This is a genomic window from Corallococcus silvisoli, assembly GCF_009909145.1.
GTDB lineage: Bacteria > Myxococcota > Myxococcia > Myxococcales > Myxococcaceae > Corallococcus > Corallococcus silvisoli.
In genome coordinates, this window is sequence record NZ_JAAAPJ010000001.1 from 1,144,251 (window position 1) to 1,161,463 (window position 17,213).

Consider the following 17,213-nt stretch of genomic DNA (forward strand, 5'->3'; position numbering starts at 1 on the left):
CCACTCGGTCTGAAGACACCTGGTCTGTCCTGTCATGGACGAGTTAGCCATTGAGTCGCCGTGCCGCACGCAGAGGAGGCAGGCATGAGGTTGCCGGGAGAGTCGTTCTGTCGCACGCAGCTGCCCCGGGTATCCCGGACGTTCGCGCTCAACATCCCCTTGCTGCCCGGGCCGCTGGACCTGGCGGTGACGGTGGCCTACCTGCTGTGCCGCATCGCGGACACGCTGGAGGACGAGGCCCCGGGGGCACTCCAGGGGCCCCTGCTCGACGAGCTGGGAGAGCTCGTGTGCCTGGGGCCGGACTGGGAGTCCCGCGCCAGCTCCTTCGCGAGGCGGGCGGGCCTCGCGCTCAGGCCGGAGGTCCCCGAAGCGGAAGCCGAGCTCGTCGCACGCACGCTCACGGTGCTGGAGACCCTGGCGGCGCTCCCCTCCTGGGTCCACCCGCATATCGCGCGGTGCGTTCGCACGATGACCGGTGGGATGAGACAGATGCAACGGCTGTACGGGGGCGACAGTCAGGTCATGGGCCTGCCCGACCTCCAGGCGACGTTCATGTATTGCTATTACGTGGCGGGCGTCGTGGGCGAGATGCTGACCGGGCTCTTCATCGCCGGCTCCCCGAGCGTCGCCCCCCGGCAGGAGCGGCTCGCGCCGCGGGCGCTTGCCTTTGGCCGGGCCCTGCAGCTCACCAACATCCTGAAGGACGTGCGCGAGGACCTGGACCGGGGCAGCTGCTGGCTGCCCAGGGACCGGATGTCCGCGCATGGGCTGACGCCAGCCACGCTCGCGCTGCCCGGCAGCCGAGCGCGGGCGGTGGCGCTGATGGAGGAGCTGGTGGCGGTGGCGCGGCGGGAGCTGGACGCGGCGCTCGAATACACGCTGGCCCTGCCCGCCGACGAACCCGGCCTGCGGCTGTTCTGTCTCTACCCCCTGTTCTTCGCGGTGATGACGCTCAACACGCTGGAGGGCAACCCCGCCGTGTTCGACCCCACCCCCGTGAAGATGAGCCGCGAGGCGGTGGGGATGCTGATGCAGCTCACGCAGGAGCGGGTGGCGTCCGACGACGCGCTGCGGGCGCTCTACGCCGAGTGCTCGCGGGCGCAAGCGGGGGTGGCGGAATGGCGGTGATGCGGCGGGCCCGCGCCACGCTGGCCCGGACCCAGGAGGCGGATGGCTCCTGGAAGGGGGACTACAGCGGCCCGCTCTTCCTGGGCGCGGTGTACGTGGCCGGGCTGTATGTGATGGGCCAGACCCCGGACGCGCGCACCCGGGAGGGGATGATCGCCTACCTGCGCGCCCACCAGAACGCGGATGGCGGATGGGGACTGGACGTGGAGTCGCCCAGCCTCGTCTTCACGACGGTGCTGGATTACGTCGCGCTGCGGTTGATGGGCGTTGGCCCCGCGGACCCGGGGCTCGTCCGCGCGCGGGAGTGGTTCCTCCCCAGGGGAGGGCCGCTGGGCAGCGCGTCCTGGGGGAAGTTCATCCTCGCCCTGCTGGGGCTCTACGAATACGACGGGCTGGCCCCCGTGCCTCCCGAGCTGTGGCTGTTGCCGCGAGCGCTGCCGTTCCACCCCTCGCGGCTGTGGTGCCATTGCCGCATGGTGTACCTGCCCATGGGCTGGCTCTATGGCCGCCGGGCCCGCGCGCCGGAGACGCCCCTGCTGGCCGAGCTGCGGCGTGAGCTGTATCCCCAGCCGTACGCGGACGTGGACTGGAAGCGCGCGCGCGGCCGGGTGGCCCCGTCCGACGCCTACAGTCCCCACGGGCCGTTGCTGCGCGCGGCGCACCGCGTGCTGGGGGGGTATGAGCGGATCCACTCGAAGCGGCTGCGGGCCCGCGCGCTGGATGAATCCCTGGCGCTGATTCGAGGAGAGGACGAGGCCACGCACCACCTCTGCATCGGGCCCATCAACAAGGTGCTCGACACGGTGGTGTGGCACCTGGCGCGGCCGGGAGGCCCGGAGGTGCGCGCCCACCTGGAGCGCCTGTCGGACTACCTCCAAGAGTCTGGCGGAGGCATCACCTTCAACGGCTACAACTCCTCGCAGCTCTGGGACACCGCGTTCGCGGTGCAGTCCCTGGTGGCCGCCGGACCGGACGCGGGGACGCGTGACACGCTGGAGCGGGCAGGGCGCTTCCTGGAGGCGGAGCAGGTGCTGGAGGACTCACCGCGCGCCGCGCGCTTCCACCGGCATCCGAGCCGGGGCGGCTGGCCTTTCAGCACGCGTGCCCACGGCTGGCCCATCAGCGACTGCACGGCGGAGGCGGTGAAGGCGTGTCTGTTGCTGGAGCCGCTCGGGCTCAACCGCGTGTCGCGCGAGCGGCTGGCGCAGGCGGTGGCGTTCATCCTGTCGCTCCAGAACCGCGATGGCGGCTGGGCCACCTACGAGCGGCAGCGGGGCCCGCGCTGGTTGGAGCGGTTCAACCCGTCGGACGTGTTCGCCGGCATCATGGTGGACACCAGCTATGTGGAGTGCACGTCGGCGTGCGTGCAGGCGCTGGCGGCGTGGCGGAGTGCACGACCGGAGGCGCCGGTGGGGCGGGCCATCGCGCGAGGCGCGGACTTCCTGCGCCGCCAGCAGCGCCCGGAGGGAGGCTGGGAGGGCTCCTGGGGCGTGTGCTTCAGCTACGGTACGTGGTTCGGGGTCAACGGGCTGGTGGCCGCGGGCGCCGCGAAGGACGACCCCGCGCTGCGCCGTGCGGCCACGTTCCTGAAGGCCCACCAGCGCGACGACGGCTCCTGGAGCGAGACCATCCAGAGCTGCCGTGAGCGCCGCTGGGTGGAGGGGCGCGCGGGGCACGCGGTAACGACGTCCTGGGCGGTGTTGTCGCTCGTGGCCACGGGCGACGCGGACTCCCAGTCCGCCCGCCGGGGTGTGGCGTGGCTGCGCGAGCGACAGGGGCCCGGAGGCCAGTGGCCCCAGGAGCCCCTGGCCGGCGTGTTCAGCCGCACCTGCGCCATCCACTACGACGCCTACCTGCGCATCTTCCCGCTGTGGGCGCTCGCGCTCGCGGAGCGCCCGGCCTCCAGCCTCAAGGCGAGCGGAGGTTGAGCGACCCCAGATAGTCCGCCTTGCCCAGGTTGACGCCGTTGTGACGGAGGATCGCGTACACGTGGGTGACGTGGAAGTAGAAGTTCGGCAGCGCGTGCTGGAGGAAGTAGTCCGCGCCGCTCATCACCTTGCCCTCCCAACGAGGCTGGGTGACGACGCGCTCCCCCGCGCCCTCGAAGTCCTTGGCGGTGAACCCATCCAGATAGGCCACCACCGAGCGGATGCGGGCGCCAAGCTCCTCCAGCGTCTGCTCCGTGTCGGGGTGGGACGGGGCGGCCTTGCCTGTCAGTCGTGACGCTCCGAGCTTCGCGGAGTCACAGGCGATCTGCACCTGCCGCGCGAACGGGAGCTGGTCCGGCGCCAGCCGGAACCCGCTGTAGATGTTCGGGTCGAAGGGCTTCGACTTGGCGAAGGTCGCCGCCGTCTCCAGCCACTTCTCCATCTGCCCGAGCTGCTTCTTCATCTGGGAAAAGGTCTCGAAGTACATGGCGCGCAAGCTAACCGTGGGGCTCTTTCCGCACCACCTGATCTCTCGGGGTTCCTCCGTCTGTGAATTGGGAGGGTGCGTCATGGGCACTTCAGCCCGACGCGCGGACCAGCCAGTACCAATGGGAACGAATGAGGCGGCGCCGGCTCTTGAGCGCCTGCTGCAACTCGAAGCCAGGGGCGAACGCCTCCTTCACCGACGCAGGCGAGAACGACAGGCCGCTCGGACCGGAGTCCAATGCCCAGACAAGGTGGATGCCCCCCGGCTTGAGCAGCCGGGACACCTCCGCCACATAGGCCCGCTGGCCCTGCGCGTCGAAGCAGTGGAAGCACCCGACGTCGAAGGAGAAGTCGAACGGGCCGCTCAGCGCCTCCAGCCGGGTCACGTCACCCACGATGAACTCGGGCCGGAGGGTCTCCCTGGCGGCGCCCTCCCGCGCCTTGGCGATGGCGACCGGCGAGAAGTCCACCCCCGTCACCCGGAGTCCCTGCTGGGCCAGATAGCGGGAGAACCTTCCGACGCCACACCCCAGCTCCAGCGCCGTCCGGGGCGAGCCCTGCCGCGCCAGGGCCTTGAGCTCCTCCGGAATCCGGATGTCACCCCAGAACGTGATGGGAGCCCGGTAGGCGCGATCGAAATCAGCGCTCTTCATGGGTACTGTCATGTGCTGCCTCCATGCGCCCGGTGCGCGTCGCTCCCGGACACGAGGCAATCTATATAGCATGCTATGAAAGTCAAGACTCCCCCCCGTTGGGACCCCGCGGCCGCGCCGACCTTTTGGATCAACCACGCGTCCCGCCTGTTGATGCGCCACTTCGAGCAGCGCCTCCGGCCCTTGGACTTCGGGATGGCCTACCTCCCGGTCGTCGGGGAGCTGGAAGAGCACGGCGCGCTGTTGCAGAAGCAGCTCGCGGAGCTCGCCCGCGTCGAGCAACCCACGATGGCCGCGCTCCTCACGCGGATGGAGCGCGATGGCCTCATCACGCGGGAGCCGCATCCGGGGGACAAGCGCGCGATGCGGATCTCGCTCTCCGCGAAGGCGAAGGCCCGCGTACCCCAGGCGAGGGAGCAACTGGGGGAGGTCGCCGACCAGGCGACCGCGGGCTTCAGTGAGCGCGAGCGCGCGACGCTCATCGCGCTGTTGCGCCGCGTGGTGAGCAACCTGGACCCCACGGCCGAGGACTGAAGAGCACCCGGGCGTGTCGGCGGTCTTGGAGCCGGGCATGCCAGGCGCCCGCTGCCGGGGAGCGGTCTCGGGGCCTACCCTCTGGAGTGCGCCCTGGGGAGGCGGCGAGCACCACGTCCAACGCCGGGCGGCTCCCTGGCCGGCAGGCGGGGCTGGTGCACGTCCAAGGCAAGGGGCGCCCGCGCGGCCCCCGCCACCGTGGGGCCATCGAGCGTCTTCCCTGGGGGTTCGCATGGAGCACCTACTCACTCGCGCGGATCAGCCTGCACCGGCGCGCGGTGCCTGGCGGGTGAAGCGGGCCTGGCCGCGGTGGCTGCGCTACACGTTGCCAGGGTCCTGGGTCGCGCTGCTCCTCGCGTGTCTGTCCTTCACCCCGTCGCTGCTGCCGCGCACCGGACCCTTCCAGGGATTCGTCAGTGGCCTCAGCGCGGCCATTGGCTATGGGCTGGGGTGCCTGGGCGCCTGGCTCTGGCGCGAGTTCGCCCCCCGCCCCGCGAGGGCACCTCGCCCGCGCGCGTGGCGGGCCTTTCTCGTGACGGGCTGCGTGGCGCTGGTGGGCTCGCTGCTCCTGGGATGGCACTGGCAGCAGCGCATCCGGGAGCTGATGGGCATGCCCCTCGCGAGCGGCGCGGGGTACCTGCTCGCGCCCTTCGTCGGGGCGGTCGTCTTCTTCCTGTTCATCGCCCTGGGGCGCGGGCTGCGGGCGGTGTACCGCGGGCTGGATGCGCGGCTGGCGAAGCACATCGGTCCTCGCGCGGCGCGTGCGACGAGTGGCCTTGCGGTGGTGGTGTTCACCGCCCTGGTGGCCAGCGGAGTGCTGTGGGACGGGCTCATCGGGATGGCGGACCGCACCCTGGAGGTGCGGGACCTGACGACGGACAAGGGAGTGGTCCCCCCGCGCACCGCGCTGCGCTCCGGGGGGCCCGGTTCGCGGGTGACGTGGGACTCGTTGGGGCGGGAGGGGCGCAACTTCGTGGGACGCGGGCCCTCCGTTGACGAGCTCTCCCGGTTCCATGGGGCGCCCGTGAAGGAGCCCATCCGCGCGTACGCCGGCTATGCGTCCGCGCCGGATGCGGAGGGCAGGGCCCGGCTCGCCGTCGATGATCTGGAGCGGGCGGGTGGCTTCGACCGCGCCTACCTGTTGGTCGTGACCACCACGGGCAGCGGCTGGGTGGTGCCGGACGCCGTGGACGCCTTCGAGTACTTGGCCGGCGGCGATTCCGCGATCGTCGCCATGCAGTACTCACACCTGTGGTCGTGGCTCTCCGTCCTGGTCGATCAGCAGCGGGCACGGGAGTCGGGGCGCGCGCTCTTCGATGAGGTCTACGAGCGCTGGTCCAGGCTCCCCCCGGACCACCGCCCGAAGCTGCTGGTCTTCGGCGAGAGCCTGGGCTCCTACGGTGGCGAGACGGCGTTCAGCGGCGAGCGAGACCTGGCCAATCGCACCGACGGTGTGCTGTTCGTGGGGCCGCCGAACTTCAACACCCTGTATCGCGAGTTCACCGACCACCGGGACGCGGGCAGTCCGGAGGTGGAGCCCGTCTATCGCGACGGCCGCATCGTCCGCTTCAGTCGCAGGCCCGGGAAGGACATCCCCCCGGCGTCCGCTCCGTGGGGGGACTCCCGGGTGTTGTATCTGTTGCACCCCTCCGACCCCATCACCTGGTGGAGCCCCAGGCTCCTGGTGAAGCGGCCGGACTGGCTGCGCGAGCCTCGGGGCGATGACGTCCTCGGGGAGATGGTGTGGATCCCCTTCGTCACGTTCTGGCAGGTGACGGCGGATCTCCCGCTGGGGATGGAGGTCCCCGCCGGCTACGGCCACGTGTACACCGGCGAGCACGTGGACGGCTGGGCCGCGCTCCTGCGGCCCGAGGGCTGGACCGCGGACAAGACGGCGCGGTTGCGGGAGCTCCTGCTCGCAGCGGCCCGCCAGTCCGGCCAGTGAGCCAGACCTGTCCACCAGGGCGTCCGCATTGTGGGTATCGTGCGCGCCATGAGACTGGTGGCGCGCTGTGGGCACGAGGTCATGCGGATGACAAGGACGGCGGGCCTGTGGGCCCGGTGGGGGAGCTGCATCTCGGGAGTGGTGTTGCTGGCGTGCGGTGCCACGCCTGGACGGGGAACGCCCGCGGCGGCGGAGGTCGCGCGGGCGCCCCGTTCCGTGGACTCGCGTGAGCACGCCGTGGAGATCCCGGCGGGCGTGTTCCGGATGGGGTCGCCTGACGATGAGGCGGAGCGGGACACGGATGAAGGTCCTCGGCTAGAGGTGTCCGTCGCGGGCTTCCGGATGGACCGGACGCCCGTCACGACAGAGGCCTTTGAAGCACGCATCGCCGAACTTCAGGCGGTCGCTCCCGCGGCCCGCTGGTGGCGCGAGGACGAGACGCCGCAAGGATGGCGAGGGAAGTGCAATCTCGGCTCGACCCGGCGCGCTCACCCCGCGAACTGCGTCAACTGGCATGCCGCCCGTGCGTACTGCCGGCTCACGGGGGGCGACCTGCCAACCGAAGCCGAGTGGGAGTACGCCGCGCGGGCCGGAACCACCGGCCCGTTCTGGTGGGGGCCCGGCTTCGATGACACGCGGGTGATCAGCTCGGTGTCATGCGCCGCGCGAGGGTGCCGGGGGGAGACGGCCCCCGTCGCGGAGACGGGAGCCCGCTGCAACGCCTGGGGGCTCTGCGATACGGCGGGCAATGTCTGGGAATGGACCCTCACCGGCTATCAGGAGCACCTGAGCGGAGACGTCAACGTCGTCCCCCCGGGAGACCCGGTGGATCCGATCCACCGGGGTGGCTCCTGGCTCAACCACGTCCCCTCGCTGTTCCGCGCCGCGCACCGTGGCCGGAACTACCCGTCTCATGGGCTGAGCGGCGTCGGGTTCCGGTGCGTGCGGCGGTAGTGCCGCACGCGCCCTGGCCGCGTCAGTGGCTGGAGGCGGGCTGGAGGATGAGCAGGTAGTGGTCCGGGAGGCTCGTGTCCTCGGAGGCGACGAAGAGGCCCGCGGCCTGGGCGGCGGCGACGAGCGGTGGACGCATGGCTCGGAGGTGCGTCACCGCGATTCGTCCGTGTGGAGCGAGCGCGGCGCGCAGCTTCATCAGGTAGGCCGCGCGGTCCGACAGGAAGTGGTCCACCTCGGAGAGCAGGATGAGGTCGTAGGCTCCCGCCTCGAGCCCCGGGTCGTCCGGTCCCACCTTCCGCACCACGACATTCTTCCGCGCGGAGACACGCATGCGGAGCTGCTGGATGACCGCGTCATCGACGTCGGTTGAAACCAGCTGTCCCTCCGGCCCGACCGCATCCGAGAGCCGCAGCGTGAAGTACCCGCGCCCCGCCCCGATGTCCGCGATGTGCTGTCCCGGTGTGATTCCCAGCGCGGCGATGACCCGGGCGGGCTGGCGGGCCTGATCAAAGGTGGGGTCTTCACCTTCGATTCCCCCGACCCCATGCATGGGCGCCGGAGTGTCCTTCTCAGTCACCTCCACCGCCGCGCGAGGGGCCTCCCTTCGCTCCTCCTTGGCGCCCTCGGAGCGACAAGCCGCGGTGCCGGCCAGCACGAGACAGACACACAATCCCATCAGCGGGCGGGGGACTGCCTGGGAGCGCATGGGCGTCATTCCAATCACCGGGACAAGCAAGGGATGGCGCCAGGAGCAAACCAGGGAATCCCTCTCCAGTCGACCGCTTCGAGCGGCCGCTCAGAAGCCCCGCTGAAGCGCGCGATCCAACCGCGCCCGGTACTCCTCGAGGGTTCCCCCCGCGAGCGTGGGGTGTTCGAGCACGAAGTTCGGCCAGTCCACGTCGCCCGCCGGTTCATACACGCCGTGGTTGAAGTACTCCGCCCAGTTGCCCTCCTGGGCGTCGAACACCTGCTGGATGACGCGCGGCTGGGGTGGGGTGTTCTCCGCGAGCAGGACCGCGTCGTAGAGGTCCTTGCCCTGGGCCCACATGTCATGCGCGATCCAGATGAGCTTCCACGCGAGCGATTCCTCCGGTGTGGCGACCTGGACCTTCACGTCGTCCACGTCGTGCAGAAGGGGCGCCTCGAACAGCCGCTCGTTGAACACGACGTCCACCTGGACCGAGTCGCGAACGCGCCCCTCCCAGGTCCACGGGAAGGTGAGTCGCCGGCCCTCGGCGCGCTCATACGTCCAGATGCCGTCGACCGGGATGGTCGCTGGATCCAGGTCGATGCCCTCGAGCCGCAGTGCGTCCGTGACGGCCCGGGTCAGCTCCGCCATGAGCTGGCGCCCCTCGCTCGACTCCGGGCCCACGGTCTCGGGCGTGACGACGAGGTCGATGTCCTTCGCGGGCCGGGCGCGCTCGCCGTACCAGAGCGCCAGGACCACGCTGCCGCGCGCGACGACCTGAGCTCCCACGGGCGCGCGGCCGATTCCCGCGAGGCACCGCCGGAGCAGCCGCGCGCGAGCCTCACGGAAGCGGGCGGCCTCCGCCGCGTCCTCGAAGCGGGGAGGGCCCTTGATGTACCCGGAGTCGTGATGCTTCAGCGCCGGGTCGAACACATCCGGACGGTTGTCGTCGTGCTCGTAGCCCGCGGGGTGCTGGCGCCTCAGCGGAACGGGCTTCGTGGGGTCGCTCATCGGGATGTCTCCTCCAGCCAGCCCTCATCGAGGGCGATGTTGTCGTCGAAGAGCACGCGCTCGCGCTCCACCTTCGTCACCGGGAGCCTCGCGTCCACCAGCGCCATCATCAGCGCGTCGAAGGCCTCGCTCATGGTCGCATCGTCCGTGGGGCCGAAGCGCTGGGTGAGGAAGCGCTCCTGAAGCCCGTCGGGAGACACCTTGTAGGCGTTGCGGGACAGGTGGGCTCCCCGCGAAGCCGCGATGCGCTCCAGGGACTCCAGGTCGTGTGTGGCCACCCGGACGTGGTGCTCCAGGTACGCCGGCGCATGCTCCGGGAGCCGCGTGTTGTTCCAGGTCGCCTCGACCTTGATTCGTCGCGGCCGTGCGCCATGGAGGAGCAGGGTCTCGGAGGCAAGCGCCCGTGCGCGCTGAAGCGCCTCCTCCACCGACGCGCTTCCATGCAGCGTCAACATCACCTGCCGTGGCGCGACCCCGCGCCCGAGCTCGATGCACAGCGCCTTCACGCCATGGCGCGCGGCCCAGGCCCGGAGTTCAGGCTCCGTGCCGAGCGGTAGGGCGAGGGTGAGGTGGGTCTCCAGGAGCATGAGGGCGAGGGCTTTCGGGACTGGAGCCAGGACGGGGCGGAACGGAGGCCCTGACGGCAGCCAATCTATCCAGGCGGGGGGCCTCGTGGGTGGCGCCACGGGGGCGCCGCGCCCAGGCCGCGGCCCCACCCTACCGGGCGAAGAAGGACGCCTGCTGGAAGCGCAGTCCGGCCAGGATCTGCTCCACCCGTGCGTCGGACAGCGACCCGATGCGCTCACCCAGGCGGGTCTTGTCGACCGAGGAGATCTGCGACACGACCACCACGCTCTGTCTGGGGAGGTCTCCCTCGCCGACCTCGAGCAGGACATTGCCCGGCTCGCTCGCCCGGTGCAGGTTCGACGTCAACGCGCACACGACCACGGTCGTGATTCGCGAGTGGTTGAAGACGTCCTCCTGGACGACCACATGAGGATGCGAGTAGCTGGGGGCGGGGCCTCGTGAATCATCGGGGCCCAGCCAGAACACGTCTCCGCGGTGGATCCGCACGGGCCCTGCCTCCGCCGATTCGACTGGGGTCGTCTTCATGGCTTGTTCGCGACGTGGGTTCGGAGATGCCGCATGGGACTGAAGAAGAAGGGCAAGTACTGGTACGGAACCGACACCCAGGATGTCCAGGCCGAAGTGGTCCGGTTCAGCCAGCTCAACGGCTATCCCGCCACGCGATTCTCCTCGCCCGTCTGTCCGTGTGGGAGCCTGACGTTCAAGCTCGAAAGCGACGAAGAGGTGGGCGCCGCGAGGCGTGTCTGCGCGACCTGCGGCGCGGTCCACCTGATGGGAGACAGCGCTCAGTACGCGGACGAGGCGGAGTTCGAACACCACGTCTGCGTCTGCCGGGAAGAGGTGTTCCAGCTCCTGTCGTCGGTGGCCCTCTACGCGGAAAGCAATGACGTCCGCTGGTACTACATCGGATGCATGTGCATGGGCTGCCAGCTCGTAGGGGTCTTCGCCCACTGGAAGTGCGAGGCCGGTGACGCGGAGGCCTTCCTCTCCGCGACCTGACCTCGCCGGGCCTCAGGCCTTGAAGGTCATCAGCGGGCGCAGCCTCGCCACCTCTCGGACGATGTCCGCCTCCACCTGCGCGGCCACCACCGAGCCGATGGGCTTGTAGGCAGCGGGGGCTTCCTCGATGCGGCGCTCAGCCCGCAGCGCGATGCAGTCCACCCCGGTCAGCCCCAGGGCCTCCTCGCGGTGCTCCGCGCCACCTCGCGCCATGGAGAAGCGCGAGTGGGCCCGGCCCGCCCCATGCGAGGCCGAGGACAGCGCCCGCGCATTGCCCAGGCCGCTCATCAGGTAGGACGTGGCCCCCATCGAGCCGGGGATGATGACCGGCTGGTCGGCCTCCGCAGGACACGCTCCCTTGCGCGCCAGCCACCCGTCTTCCCAGGGCAGGGTGATGTTGTGGGGCACGTCGTAGACGAGCGGCGCCTCGACGTCCCCGAACAGCTCGCGCAGGGTCTGCCGCAAGAGCTCCGCGAGGAGCAGCCGGTTGAGGAAGGCGTAGTTGGCCGCCGTGGCTTCGGCCCGCAGGTACTCGCGGACGCGGTCCGGATCCGCGAGCGGGAAGATGCCGCTCGCGGGGTAGGGCACTCCCACGGGCCACGCGGCCCGCGCCCGCTCCTGCCACGTGCGCCCCACATGCTTGCCCATGTCCCGCGAGCCGGAGTGCACCATGAACGCCAGCTGGCCCTCGCGCACGCCCCACTCCCAGGCCCGTGCACGGTCCACCACGGCCTCCACCTGCTGCACCTCGACGAAGTGGTTGCCTCCGCCAATGGTGGCCAGGCCGGGGTCGCGCACCACGCCCTCCCGGCGCAGCCCGGTGGGCGCCCAGGCCGGGTCTCCTTCGAGCGCACCGCCGAGGTGGACGCGCGCGGACTCGCGCCCCAACTGGCCCAGGTCGGCCCGGGCCGACATGCCCAGCGGCTGGGCCTCCGTCTCCAGGCGCCACCCGGGCAGTCCGTCGCGCAGCAGCGCCTCCAGCGCGCGCGAGCCCTGGGCGACGTCTCGCGTGCCGAAGAAGTAGTGCCCCTTCATCCGCTCCACGAAAGCGTCGCGGCGGGCGAGGAAGGCGTCCACGGGGATGTCCGCGACGTGCAGGCGCATGCCGCAGTTGATGTCCGTCCCCACGGCGCCGGGGACCACCAGCCCTTCGGTGTGGACCACCGAGCCGATGGCCACCCCGGAGTCGCCCGGATGGAAGTCCGGCGTCGCGCGCACCTGTCTGACGCGCCCTCCGGCGGGATGATGGAGCGCGGCGAGCGCCGCGAGCTGCTGGAGCGCCTTGCCCTCCACCGGCAGGTCCGGTGGCAGGAGGACCTCGGCGGGGGGCGCATGGGGATCGGCTTGGAGGCGGACCGTGTAGACACGGCCGTCGTAGGTGACATCCAGCCCCTCACGGGCAAGCGCCCGCAGGAGCCGATTCATTTTCGGCTGCATGACCTTCTCGGAATCTGACCCGGCGGACTGCCCGGGGGACGTGAGCGATGAGATTCGGGACCTCGGGTCAGCAGCCGCGGTCGGGACGCCGGAGCATCCGCGCCCCCTGGACGGCCCGGCCCACGGGACCTGACAGCCCCGGGCAGAGGGAGGCGCGCTCCGTCCGGGCGGGCCTTGACCCGCCGGGGGATGTCGACCAAGCAGGACGCCATGAACCAGGGATCCTGTCTTTGCGGAGCCGTTCGCTTCGAGGTCGCCGGCGCCTTGCCTCCGCCCAATGCCTGCCATTGCTCACAGTGCCGCAAGCAGTCCGGTCACTTCTGGGCGTCCACGGATGTCCCCCGCGACGCCGTGACGATCCACGGCGCGGAGAAGCTCACCTGGTTCCGCTCCTCCGAAAAGGTGCGCAGGGGCTTCTGCTCCGTCTGCGGCTCGTTCCTCTTCTGGGATCCGCTCCCGAAGGACACCCTCGCCATCGCCATGGGGGCGTTCGATTCGCCCACCGGCGCCCGGCTGGCGATGCACATCTTCGTGGCCGACAAGGGCGACTACTACGAGCTGGGGGACGGCCTGCCCCAGAACGCGCACTGACGCACGGCGCGTCGCGGTCAACGCCGTGCGCGACAGGGGCTGTCAGTCGGTGAAGGTGGGCGGGGTGGTCTCGGTCAGCGCGGGGACCGGCTTGTCGCCGGACATCGCCAGGAGGCCCTTGAGGCAGCGGACGGCGAGGAGCCAGTTCTTCGGGCGCTTCATGTCGAGGCCTCCGACGAGCTGTTTGAGGATGCTGAGCGTGTCGAAGTAGACGCGCTCGCAGACCAGCGTCTCGGACTCGTCGAAGATGAAGTACGCGGACATCCGCGCCCGGAACTTGTTGCCCGTAGGGGGAATCTGGCCCAGCGGCCCCAGGTGGGTGCCCATCAGCCAGAACTCGACGATGACGGCATCGTCGCTGTGCCGCAGGGCGATGATTTCATGGTGCTGGTCGGGGAACGCGACGCGGGTCTCCCGGTAGTAGTCGCGCACCGCGCGGTCCCCGTCATGCACCGTCAGGGTGGGGATCAGCTCGTAGTGCGGGTGCGGGAAGGTCGACAGGACGTCGTCCCAGTTCTGCTTCACCTCGTCGTGGAAGTGGTTCAACACCAGCTTCTGTCTGGCCTTGCGGACCTGGTCTGTGAGCACGCGTGCCTCGCTTCGGGGGAATGTCAGGGCGCGTCGGTCAGCGCAGGACGGGGCGCCCCTCCCGGATCGCGTCCCGCAGGGCGTCCGCGTCGATTTCACCGTCCTCGATGAACTCAGGCCGGAGCGCGGTGGAGGCGTCGCTCGCGGTGGAGGCATCGAACATGTAGTGCGGGGCGTCGTCTTCGTCAGGGTCCAGCGGGTTGCCGTCCTCGTCGCGGCCCGTGGACCACTCGGGGAAGTCTTCACCGGGACCTCGGAGCATCCGGCCCTTGGCGGGGCCGGAGAGGTCAATCGAGCCCCGTCCGCTGATTTCAAGCCAGGTCCCGGCGGAGACACGGCCCCTGACCACGAGGACGCCTGCGTCACCCAGGTTGGTGACCATCAGCCGCGAGACCGTCAATCCGCCGCCAATGACGACCTGGCCATCCCACATGGACTCGAAGTCCTCGCAGGTGACGGAGCCCGTGACCAGGAGGACGCCGTAGAAGTCGCCCTGGGTGGCGCTGAGGGGCCCGCGCACGGTGAGGTCGCCGTCGATGACGTACACCGTGGCGTCATCATCGTCCTCCGCGCCGAAGCCAATCGGACCGTCGATCACGACGTCTCCCGTGGCCACGAAGTAGTGGCTCGGCTCCTCCGGGAAGTTCTCCTCCGGGTCGATCAGCCCTTGGCTGCGCTCCTCGATGACAAAGGTCTGGCGGGCCTTCTTCGCGCTGACCTTCTTCCACCTGATGGCCTTGTGCTCACAGAACACGTCGCTCGCTCCTGATGGGTGTCTTCCCCCTGGTTTAGAGCGACACCTCTCCAGGGAGAAGCCATTTCATCGGCGTGGCGCCCGCGCAGGTCGGCTCGCGCTCAGGGCCGCACGACGTCCTGGATGAACCGGCTGAGCGCCTCCGCCATCTTCCGGTGCGTGGCGGCGGACGGATGCCAGTCCTCGCCAACGCCGTCGACGCCCGGGACCTGTACGGCCATGACGTGCCGGTAGACCCGGGCATCCCCCCTGTGTTGTCGCTCCGCGACCAGCTCGGTGATCCATTCGCCGACATGCGCCGAAGTCACCACACCCTCCCGGGAGGCTTGTTTGTAGCCGTCCGTCATGCTGCCAAGCGTGCAGACGATGTGTGCCTCGGGGTGCAGCGCCCGCAGACGCTCGAGGAAGGCCCGATAGGCCGCCTTGAAGGCCGCCTCGTCGGGCAGGAACGCGTCCGTGCCGCTTCCCGCGAGGACGTCGTTGGTGCCCGCGTTGATGACAATCACCGCGGGGGGATCGCGTGAGAAGTCCCAGGAGGCGGGCAGGTCTGGCACCGCGCGTTCATAGAGCGCGGGGAGCAACCCGGACGTCGACAGGTCCAGGTTCCGGTAGACCCCATGGCCCGAATAGCAGACGAAGGTGGGCTCCGCTCCCAGGTGCATGGCCGTGAGCCAGGCGTAGCTGCGTCTGGGATTCTCGTGCTTCGACGTGAAGGTGGGCGCCCTCCAGGACTTTGACTCAGGGATGAACGCCACGTCGGTGCCATAGCCACACGTGATGGAGTCCCCGACGAACTCCATCCGGAGCTTCGAGCGACCGGGCGGCTCACGGGGCTCCCCATGGATCTCGAGCGCCACGAGCGTGCTGGAGCCCACCGAGGACTCAGTGCGCTTGATGAGCTCCACCGTGTGAAGTCCGACCGGAAGGCCGCTGGCGAGCGGGTAGGTGGACTGGCTGCTTCGCACCGCGAGCCGCTGTGGAGGCGCCCCGTCAATCGCCACGTCGAAGTAGTTGGTCCCCACCTCGCCGCCCTGGCCCGCGTCGTCGAGCCGCATCCGCACGGCGTCCCCCCAGAAGCGCGCGCGAATCGTCACCCCGGGGTGGGAGAAGGTGACGCCGGTGCCGGAGCGCCACGTCCGTCCGATGTACTGCACGCGCGCGTCCGCGGCGGGGAGGTTCACCCACGTCTGTGTTCCCACCGTGGGGGCCCCGGAGCCGGGGTCCCCCGCCGGTGGCCGAGGAGGAGCACTGCATGCCGCCAGGGATACACCGAGGCCGAGGCTGGCGAACCGGAGTCCTCGTCCCAGGCAGGAGGGGGTTCCGGGCGCGGCGTGCATGCTCATCCTCATGGCGCGGGAGACTATCGCTTCCGTCTCTCGGGCACGCTCCCTGACGGACTCTTCACCTCAGCGCGCGAGTCCCAGCACGAACCCTGGCGACGACCCGGGCATCACCGGCCCATCGCCAAAGTCCGTGTCTCCCCAGAAGTACCCCACGACCCTGCTCACGCCCTGCTTGCCGATGCTGACGTCGGAGACCCAGATGCCGGTGGAGGGGAATCCTTGCGCCCACCGGAGTCGTCCATTCGAACTCTCGAAGCTGGCGGCGAAGAGGCTCCAAGGGGACGCGCTCGGCGGCACCGGTGGGAGCGGGACTCCGACGATCGAGTCTCCGTCCACGTACTCACCGACCACCACCACCTCACCCTTCGGGGACATGTCGATGGAGCGCCCGTCGGTCGCGAAGCCCCACCCCCAGGACTCCGCGCCTGAAGTCGAGTAGGTCGCGACGAAGGCATCCCGCCCGTCCGAGGGCGTCACGGTCTTTCCCGCGAAGGAGAAGGGCTCGCGGAAGAAGCCAGTCAGCGCCACCCGGTTGCCATGCATGGCCAGACGCCTCACGTTGCCCAGGGGGCCCAGGACTCGTCGGCTCCAGACCCGGGTGCCTCTGGGCGTGAATCGCATGAGGAAGAAGTCGCCGTAGTAGCTGCCATCTCCGTTGAAGGCGGTGGTGAATGTTCCTCCCAGGTACACGGTTCCGTCGTCATCCACCGCCAGCCCGGTGGCCTCGCTGCCCTTCACGTCGGGAAAGATGTGGCTCCAGCGGGGCGTGCCATCGGCGGAATACTGGGCGATGAAGGCCGTATCCAGCGCCGACGCGAGCGGGCCCTGCCCGAAGTCCACGACGCCGTTGTAGACGCCCGAGATCGTGATGTCTCCGGAGCGGCTGGCGACAATCTGATAGGGCTGGAAGAAGCCCTGGCCGGCGATGGGGCGGACCCAGCGGAAGCCACCGGATGGATCCAACCCGACGATGAAACGCGCGGCGGAGATGGGGCCTCCGCCAAAGTCGATGGCTCCCTGGAATGACTTCTCCACCACCAGGGCGAGGTTCCTCTTCCTGTCGATCGCCGGGCCAATCAATGACGAGGCGCTGCCCGCGAAGGCCCGAGCCCATTTGAAGGCGCCATGGGGCTTGTATCCCACCAGCGCGAAGCCGCCGCCGCCCCCCGGCACGGAGACGGGCCCCCCTCCGAAGTCGACGGTTCCGGCGAAGGAGGCCAGGAGGACCCGGTTGCCGTCCCGGTCATGTGTGATGGAGGTCGGGAAGGCCTGGAGCTGCCGCAGCTCCACGCTCGCCCCGGGCGGTGTGTGGCCATGGCCCCGGGCGTCCTCCGTGGACTCCTCCTCCACCGCTTCCTGGAGCTGCATCTCCACCTGCGTCGCGCTGGGCGGCTCGTCGGTGCCCGGAGGCACTCCACCGCACCCCCATCCCAACAGCGCGATACAGCAGAAGACCTCAAGGCCGAATCCGCGATGTGCCATGACCTTCTCCTTTGGGTGAGCGCTCAAACAGACAGCGTTTGGAGATGTCTGGCAATGGGCCCCGGGTGGCAATGATTCGTCGTGAGGAGAGGGATTCGAGCCAG

18 protein-coding genes are annotated in these 17,213 nt (G+C 70.0%); 7 read left to right on the plus strand and 11 right to left on the minus strand.

Annotated elements, in window-relative coordinates; genetic code table 11:
* The first annotated feature begins 84 nt into the window (after positions 1-84).
* Positions 85-1,128: a phytoene/squalene synthase family protein gene (locus GTY96_RS04555; RefSeq protein WP_161663950.1), complete on the plus strand. Its 1,044-nt coding sequence runs from the start codon at positions 85-87 to the stop codon at positions 1,126-1,128.
* Complete coding sequence (locus GTY96_RS04560; protein ID WP_235685319.1) at positions 1,119-3,056, plus strand: 2,3-oxidosqualene cyclase; 1,938 nt, start codon at positions 1,119-1,121, stop codon at positions 3,054-3,056. Before GTY96_RS04555 ends, GTY96_RS04560 begins: the two co-directional genes overlap by 10 nt.
* Here the strand turns inward: GTY96_RS04560 and GTY96_RS04565 are convergent.
* Together GTY96_RS04565 and GTY96_RS04570 are read right to left on the minus strand one after the other, a co-directional pair.
* Positions 3,037-3,543: a DUF1993 domain-containing protein gene (locus tag GTY96_RS04565; RefSeq protein WP_143898772.1), complete on the minus strand. Its 507-nt coding sequence runs from the start codon at positions 3,541-3,543 to the stop codon at positions 3,037-3,039. The two genes, GTY96_RS04560 and GTY96_RS04565, sit on opposite strands and share 20 nt — an antisense overlap.
* 91 nt (positions 3,544-3,634) lie before the next feature.
* Positions 3,635-4,207: a class I SAM-dependent methyltransferase gene (locus tag GTY96_RS04570; RefSeq protein ID WP_161663951.1), complete on the minus strand. Its 573-nt coding sequence runs from the start codon at positions 4,205-4,207 to the stop codon at positions 3,635-3,637.
* Between the two features lie 183 nt (positions 4,208-4,390).
* Between GTY96_RS04570 and GTY96_RS04575 the strand changes: the two genes are divergently transcribed.
* The 3 genes from GTY96_RS04575 to GTY96_RS04585 all read left to right on the plus strand — a co-directional run bounded on the left by GTY96_RS04575 (position 4,391) and on the right by GTY96_RS04585 (position 7,628).
* Positions 4,391-4,729, plus strand: a complete 339-nt coding sequence (locus GTY96_RS04575) for a MarR family winged helix-turn-helix transcriptional regulator (RefSeq protein WP_235685321.1) — start codon at positions 4,391-4,393, stop codon at positions 4,727-4,729.
* 232 nt (positions 4,730-4,961) lie between these two features.
* A complete protein-coding gene (locus tag GTY96_RS04580; protein ID WP_161663953.1) occupies positions 4,962-6,674 on the plus strand; it encodes an alpha/beta hydrolase in 1,713 nt (570 codons plus the stop codon).
* Positions 6,675-6,761: 87 nt separating this feature from the next.
* On the plus strand, positions 6,762-7,628 hold the full coding sequence (locus GTY96_RS04585) for a formylglycine-generating enzyme family protein (protein ID WP_161663954.1): 867 nt from the start codon (positions 6,762-6,764) through the stop codon (positions 7,626-7,628).
* A 22-nt stretch (positions 7,629-7,650) separates the two neighbouring features.
* On the opposite strand, the gene GTY96_RS04590 is transcribed toward GTY96_RS04585, so the two are convergent.
* The 4 genes from GTY96_RS04590 to GTY96_RS04605 all read right to left on the minus strand — a co-directional run bounded on the left by GTY96_RS04590 (position 7,651) and on the right by GTY96_RS04605 (position 10,440).
* The gene (locus GTY96_RS04590) at positions 7,651-8,178 is read right to left on the minus strand and encodes a class I SAM-dependent methyltransferase (protein WP_235685322.1); all 528 of its coding nucleotides are present in this window, start codon (positions 8,176-8,178) and stop codon (positions 7,651-7,653) included.
* A gap of 246 nt (positions 8,179-8,424) precedes the next feature.
* Entirely contained in the window at positions 8,425-9,327 is a 903-nt protein-coding gene (locus GTY96_RS04595; protein ID WP_143898778.1) for a nucleotidyl transferase AbiEii/AbiGii toxin family protein, read from the minus strand.
* Positions 9,324-9,914 carry a hypothetical protein gene (locus GTY96_RS04600; RefSeq protein ID WP_143898779.1) on the minus strand — a complete coding sequence of 197 codons (591 nt, stop codon included), beginning with the start codon at positions 9,912-9,914 and terminating at the stop codon, positions 9,324-9,326. The genes GTY96_RS04595 and GTY96_RS04600 overlap by 4 nt, the downstream gene beginning before the upstream one ends.
* 130 nt (positions 9,915-10,044) lie before the next feature.
* Positions 10,045-10,440, minus strand: coding sequence for a type II toxin-antitoxin system PemK/MazF family toxin (locus tag GTY96_RS04605; RefSeq protein ID WP_143898780.1), 396 nt, complete (start codon positions 10,438-10,440; stop codon positions 10,045-10,047).
* 33 nt (positions 10,441-10,473) lie between these two features.
* On the opposite strand from GTY96_RS04605, the gene GTY96_RS04610 reads away from it, so the two are divergent.
* Positions 10,474-10,914: a hypothetical protein gene (locus GTY96_RS04610; RefSeq protein ID WP_161663956.1), complete on the plus strand. Its 441-nt coding sequence runs from the start codon at positions 10,474-10,476 to the stop codon at positions 10,912-10,914.
* A gap of 12 nt (positions 10,915-10,926) precedes the next feature.
* On the opposite strand, the gene GTY96_RS04615 is transcribed toward GTY96_RS04610, so the two are convergent.
* Complete coding sequence (locus GTY96_RS04615) at positions 10,927-12,339, minus strand: RtcB family protein (protein WP_235685323.1); 1,413 nt, start codon at positions 12,337-12,339, stop codon at positions 10,927-10,929.
* 222 nt (positions 12,340-12,561) lie between these two features.
* Here GTY96_RS04615 and GTY96_RS04620 point away from each other — a divergent pair, with 222 nt between their 5' ends.
* Positions 12,562-12,942 carry a GFA family protein gene (locus GTY96_RS04620; protein WP_143898783.1) on the plus strand — a complete coding sequence of 127 codons (381 nt, stop codon included), beginning with the start codon at positions 12,562-12,564 and terminating at the stop codon, positions 12,940-12,942.
* Positions 12,943-12,984: 42 nt separating this feature from the next.
* Here GTY96_RS04620 and GTY96_RS04625 read toward each other — a convergent pair whose 3' ends face one another.
* The 4 genes from GTY96_RS04625 to GTY96_RS04640 all read right to left on the minus strand — a co-directional run bounded on the left by GTY96_RS04625 (position 12,985) and on the right by GTY96_RS04640 (position 17,109).
* Positions 12,985-13,530 (minus strand): ester cyclase, encoded by a 546-nt coding sequence (locus GTY96_RS04625; protein WP_143898784.1) that lies wholly within the window; start codon positions 13,528-13,530, stop codon positions 12,985-12,987.
* 37 nt (positions 13,531-13,567) lie between these two features.
* Positions 13,568-14,284 carry a hypothetical protein gene (locus tag GTY96_RS04630; protein WP_161663958.1) on the minus strand — a complete coding sequence of 239 codons (717 nt, stop codon included), beginning with the start codon at positions 14,282-14,284 and terminating at the stop codon, positions 13,568-13,570.
* Positions 14,285-14,385: 101 nt separating this feature from the next.
* Positions 14,386-15,465 (minus strand): SGNH/GDSL hydrolase family protein, encoded by a 1,080-nt coding sequence (locus GTY96_RS04635; protein WP_328700765.1) that lies wholly within the window; start codon positions 15,463-15,465, stop codon positions 14,386-14,388.
* A 225-nt stretch (positions 15,466-15,690) separates the two neighbouring features.
* Positions 15,691-17,109 (minus strand): hypothetical protein, encoded by a 1,419-nt coding sequence (locus GTY96_RS04640; protein ID WP_161663960.1) that lies wholly within the window; start codon positions 17,107-17,109, stop codon positions 15,691-15,693.
* Positions 17,110-17,213: the final 104 nt, after the last annotated feature.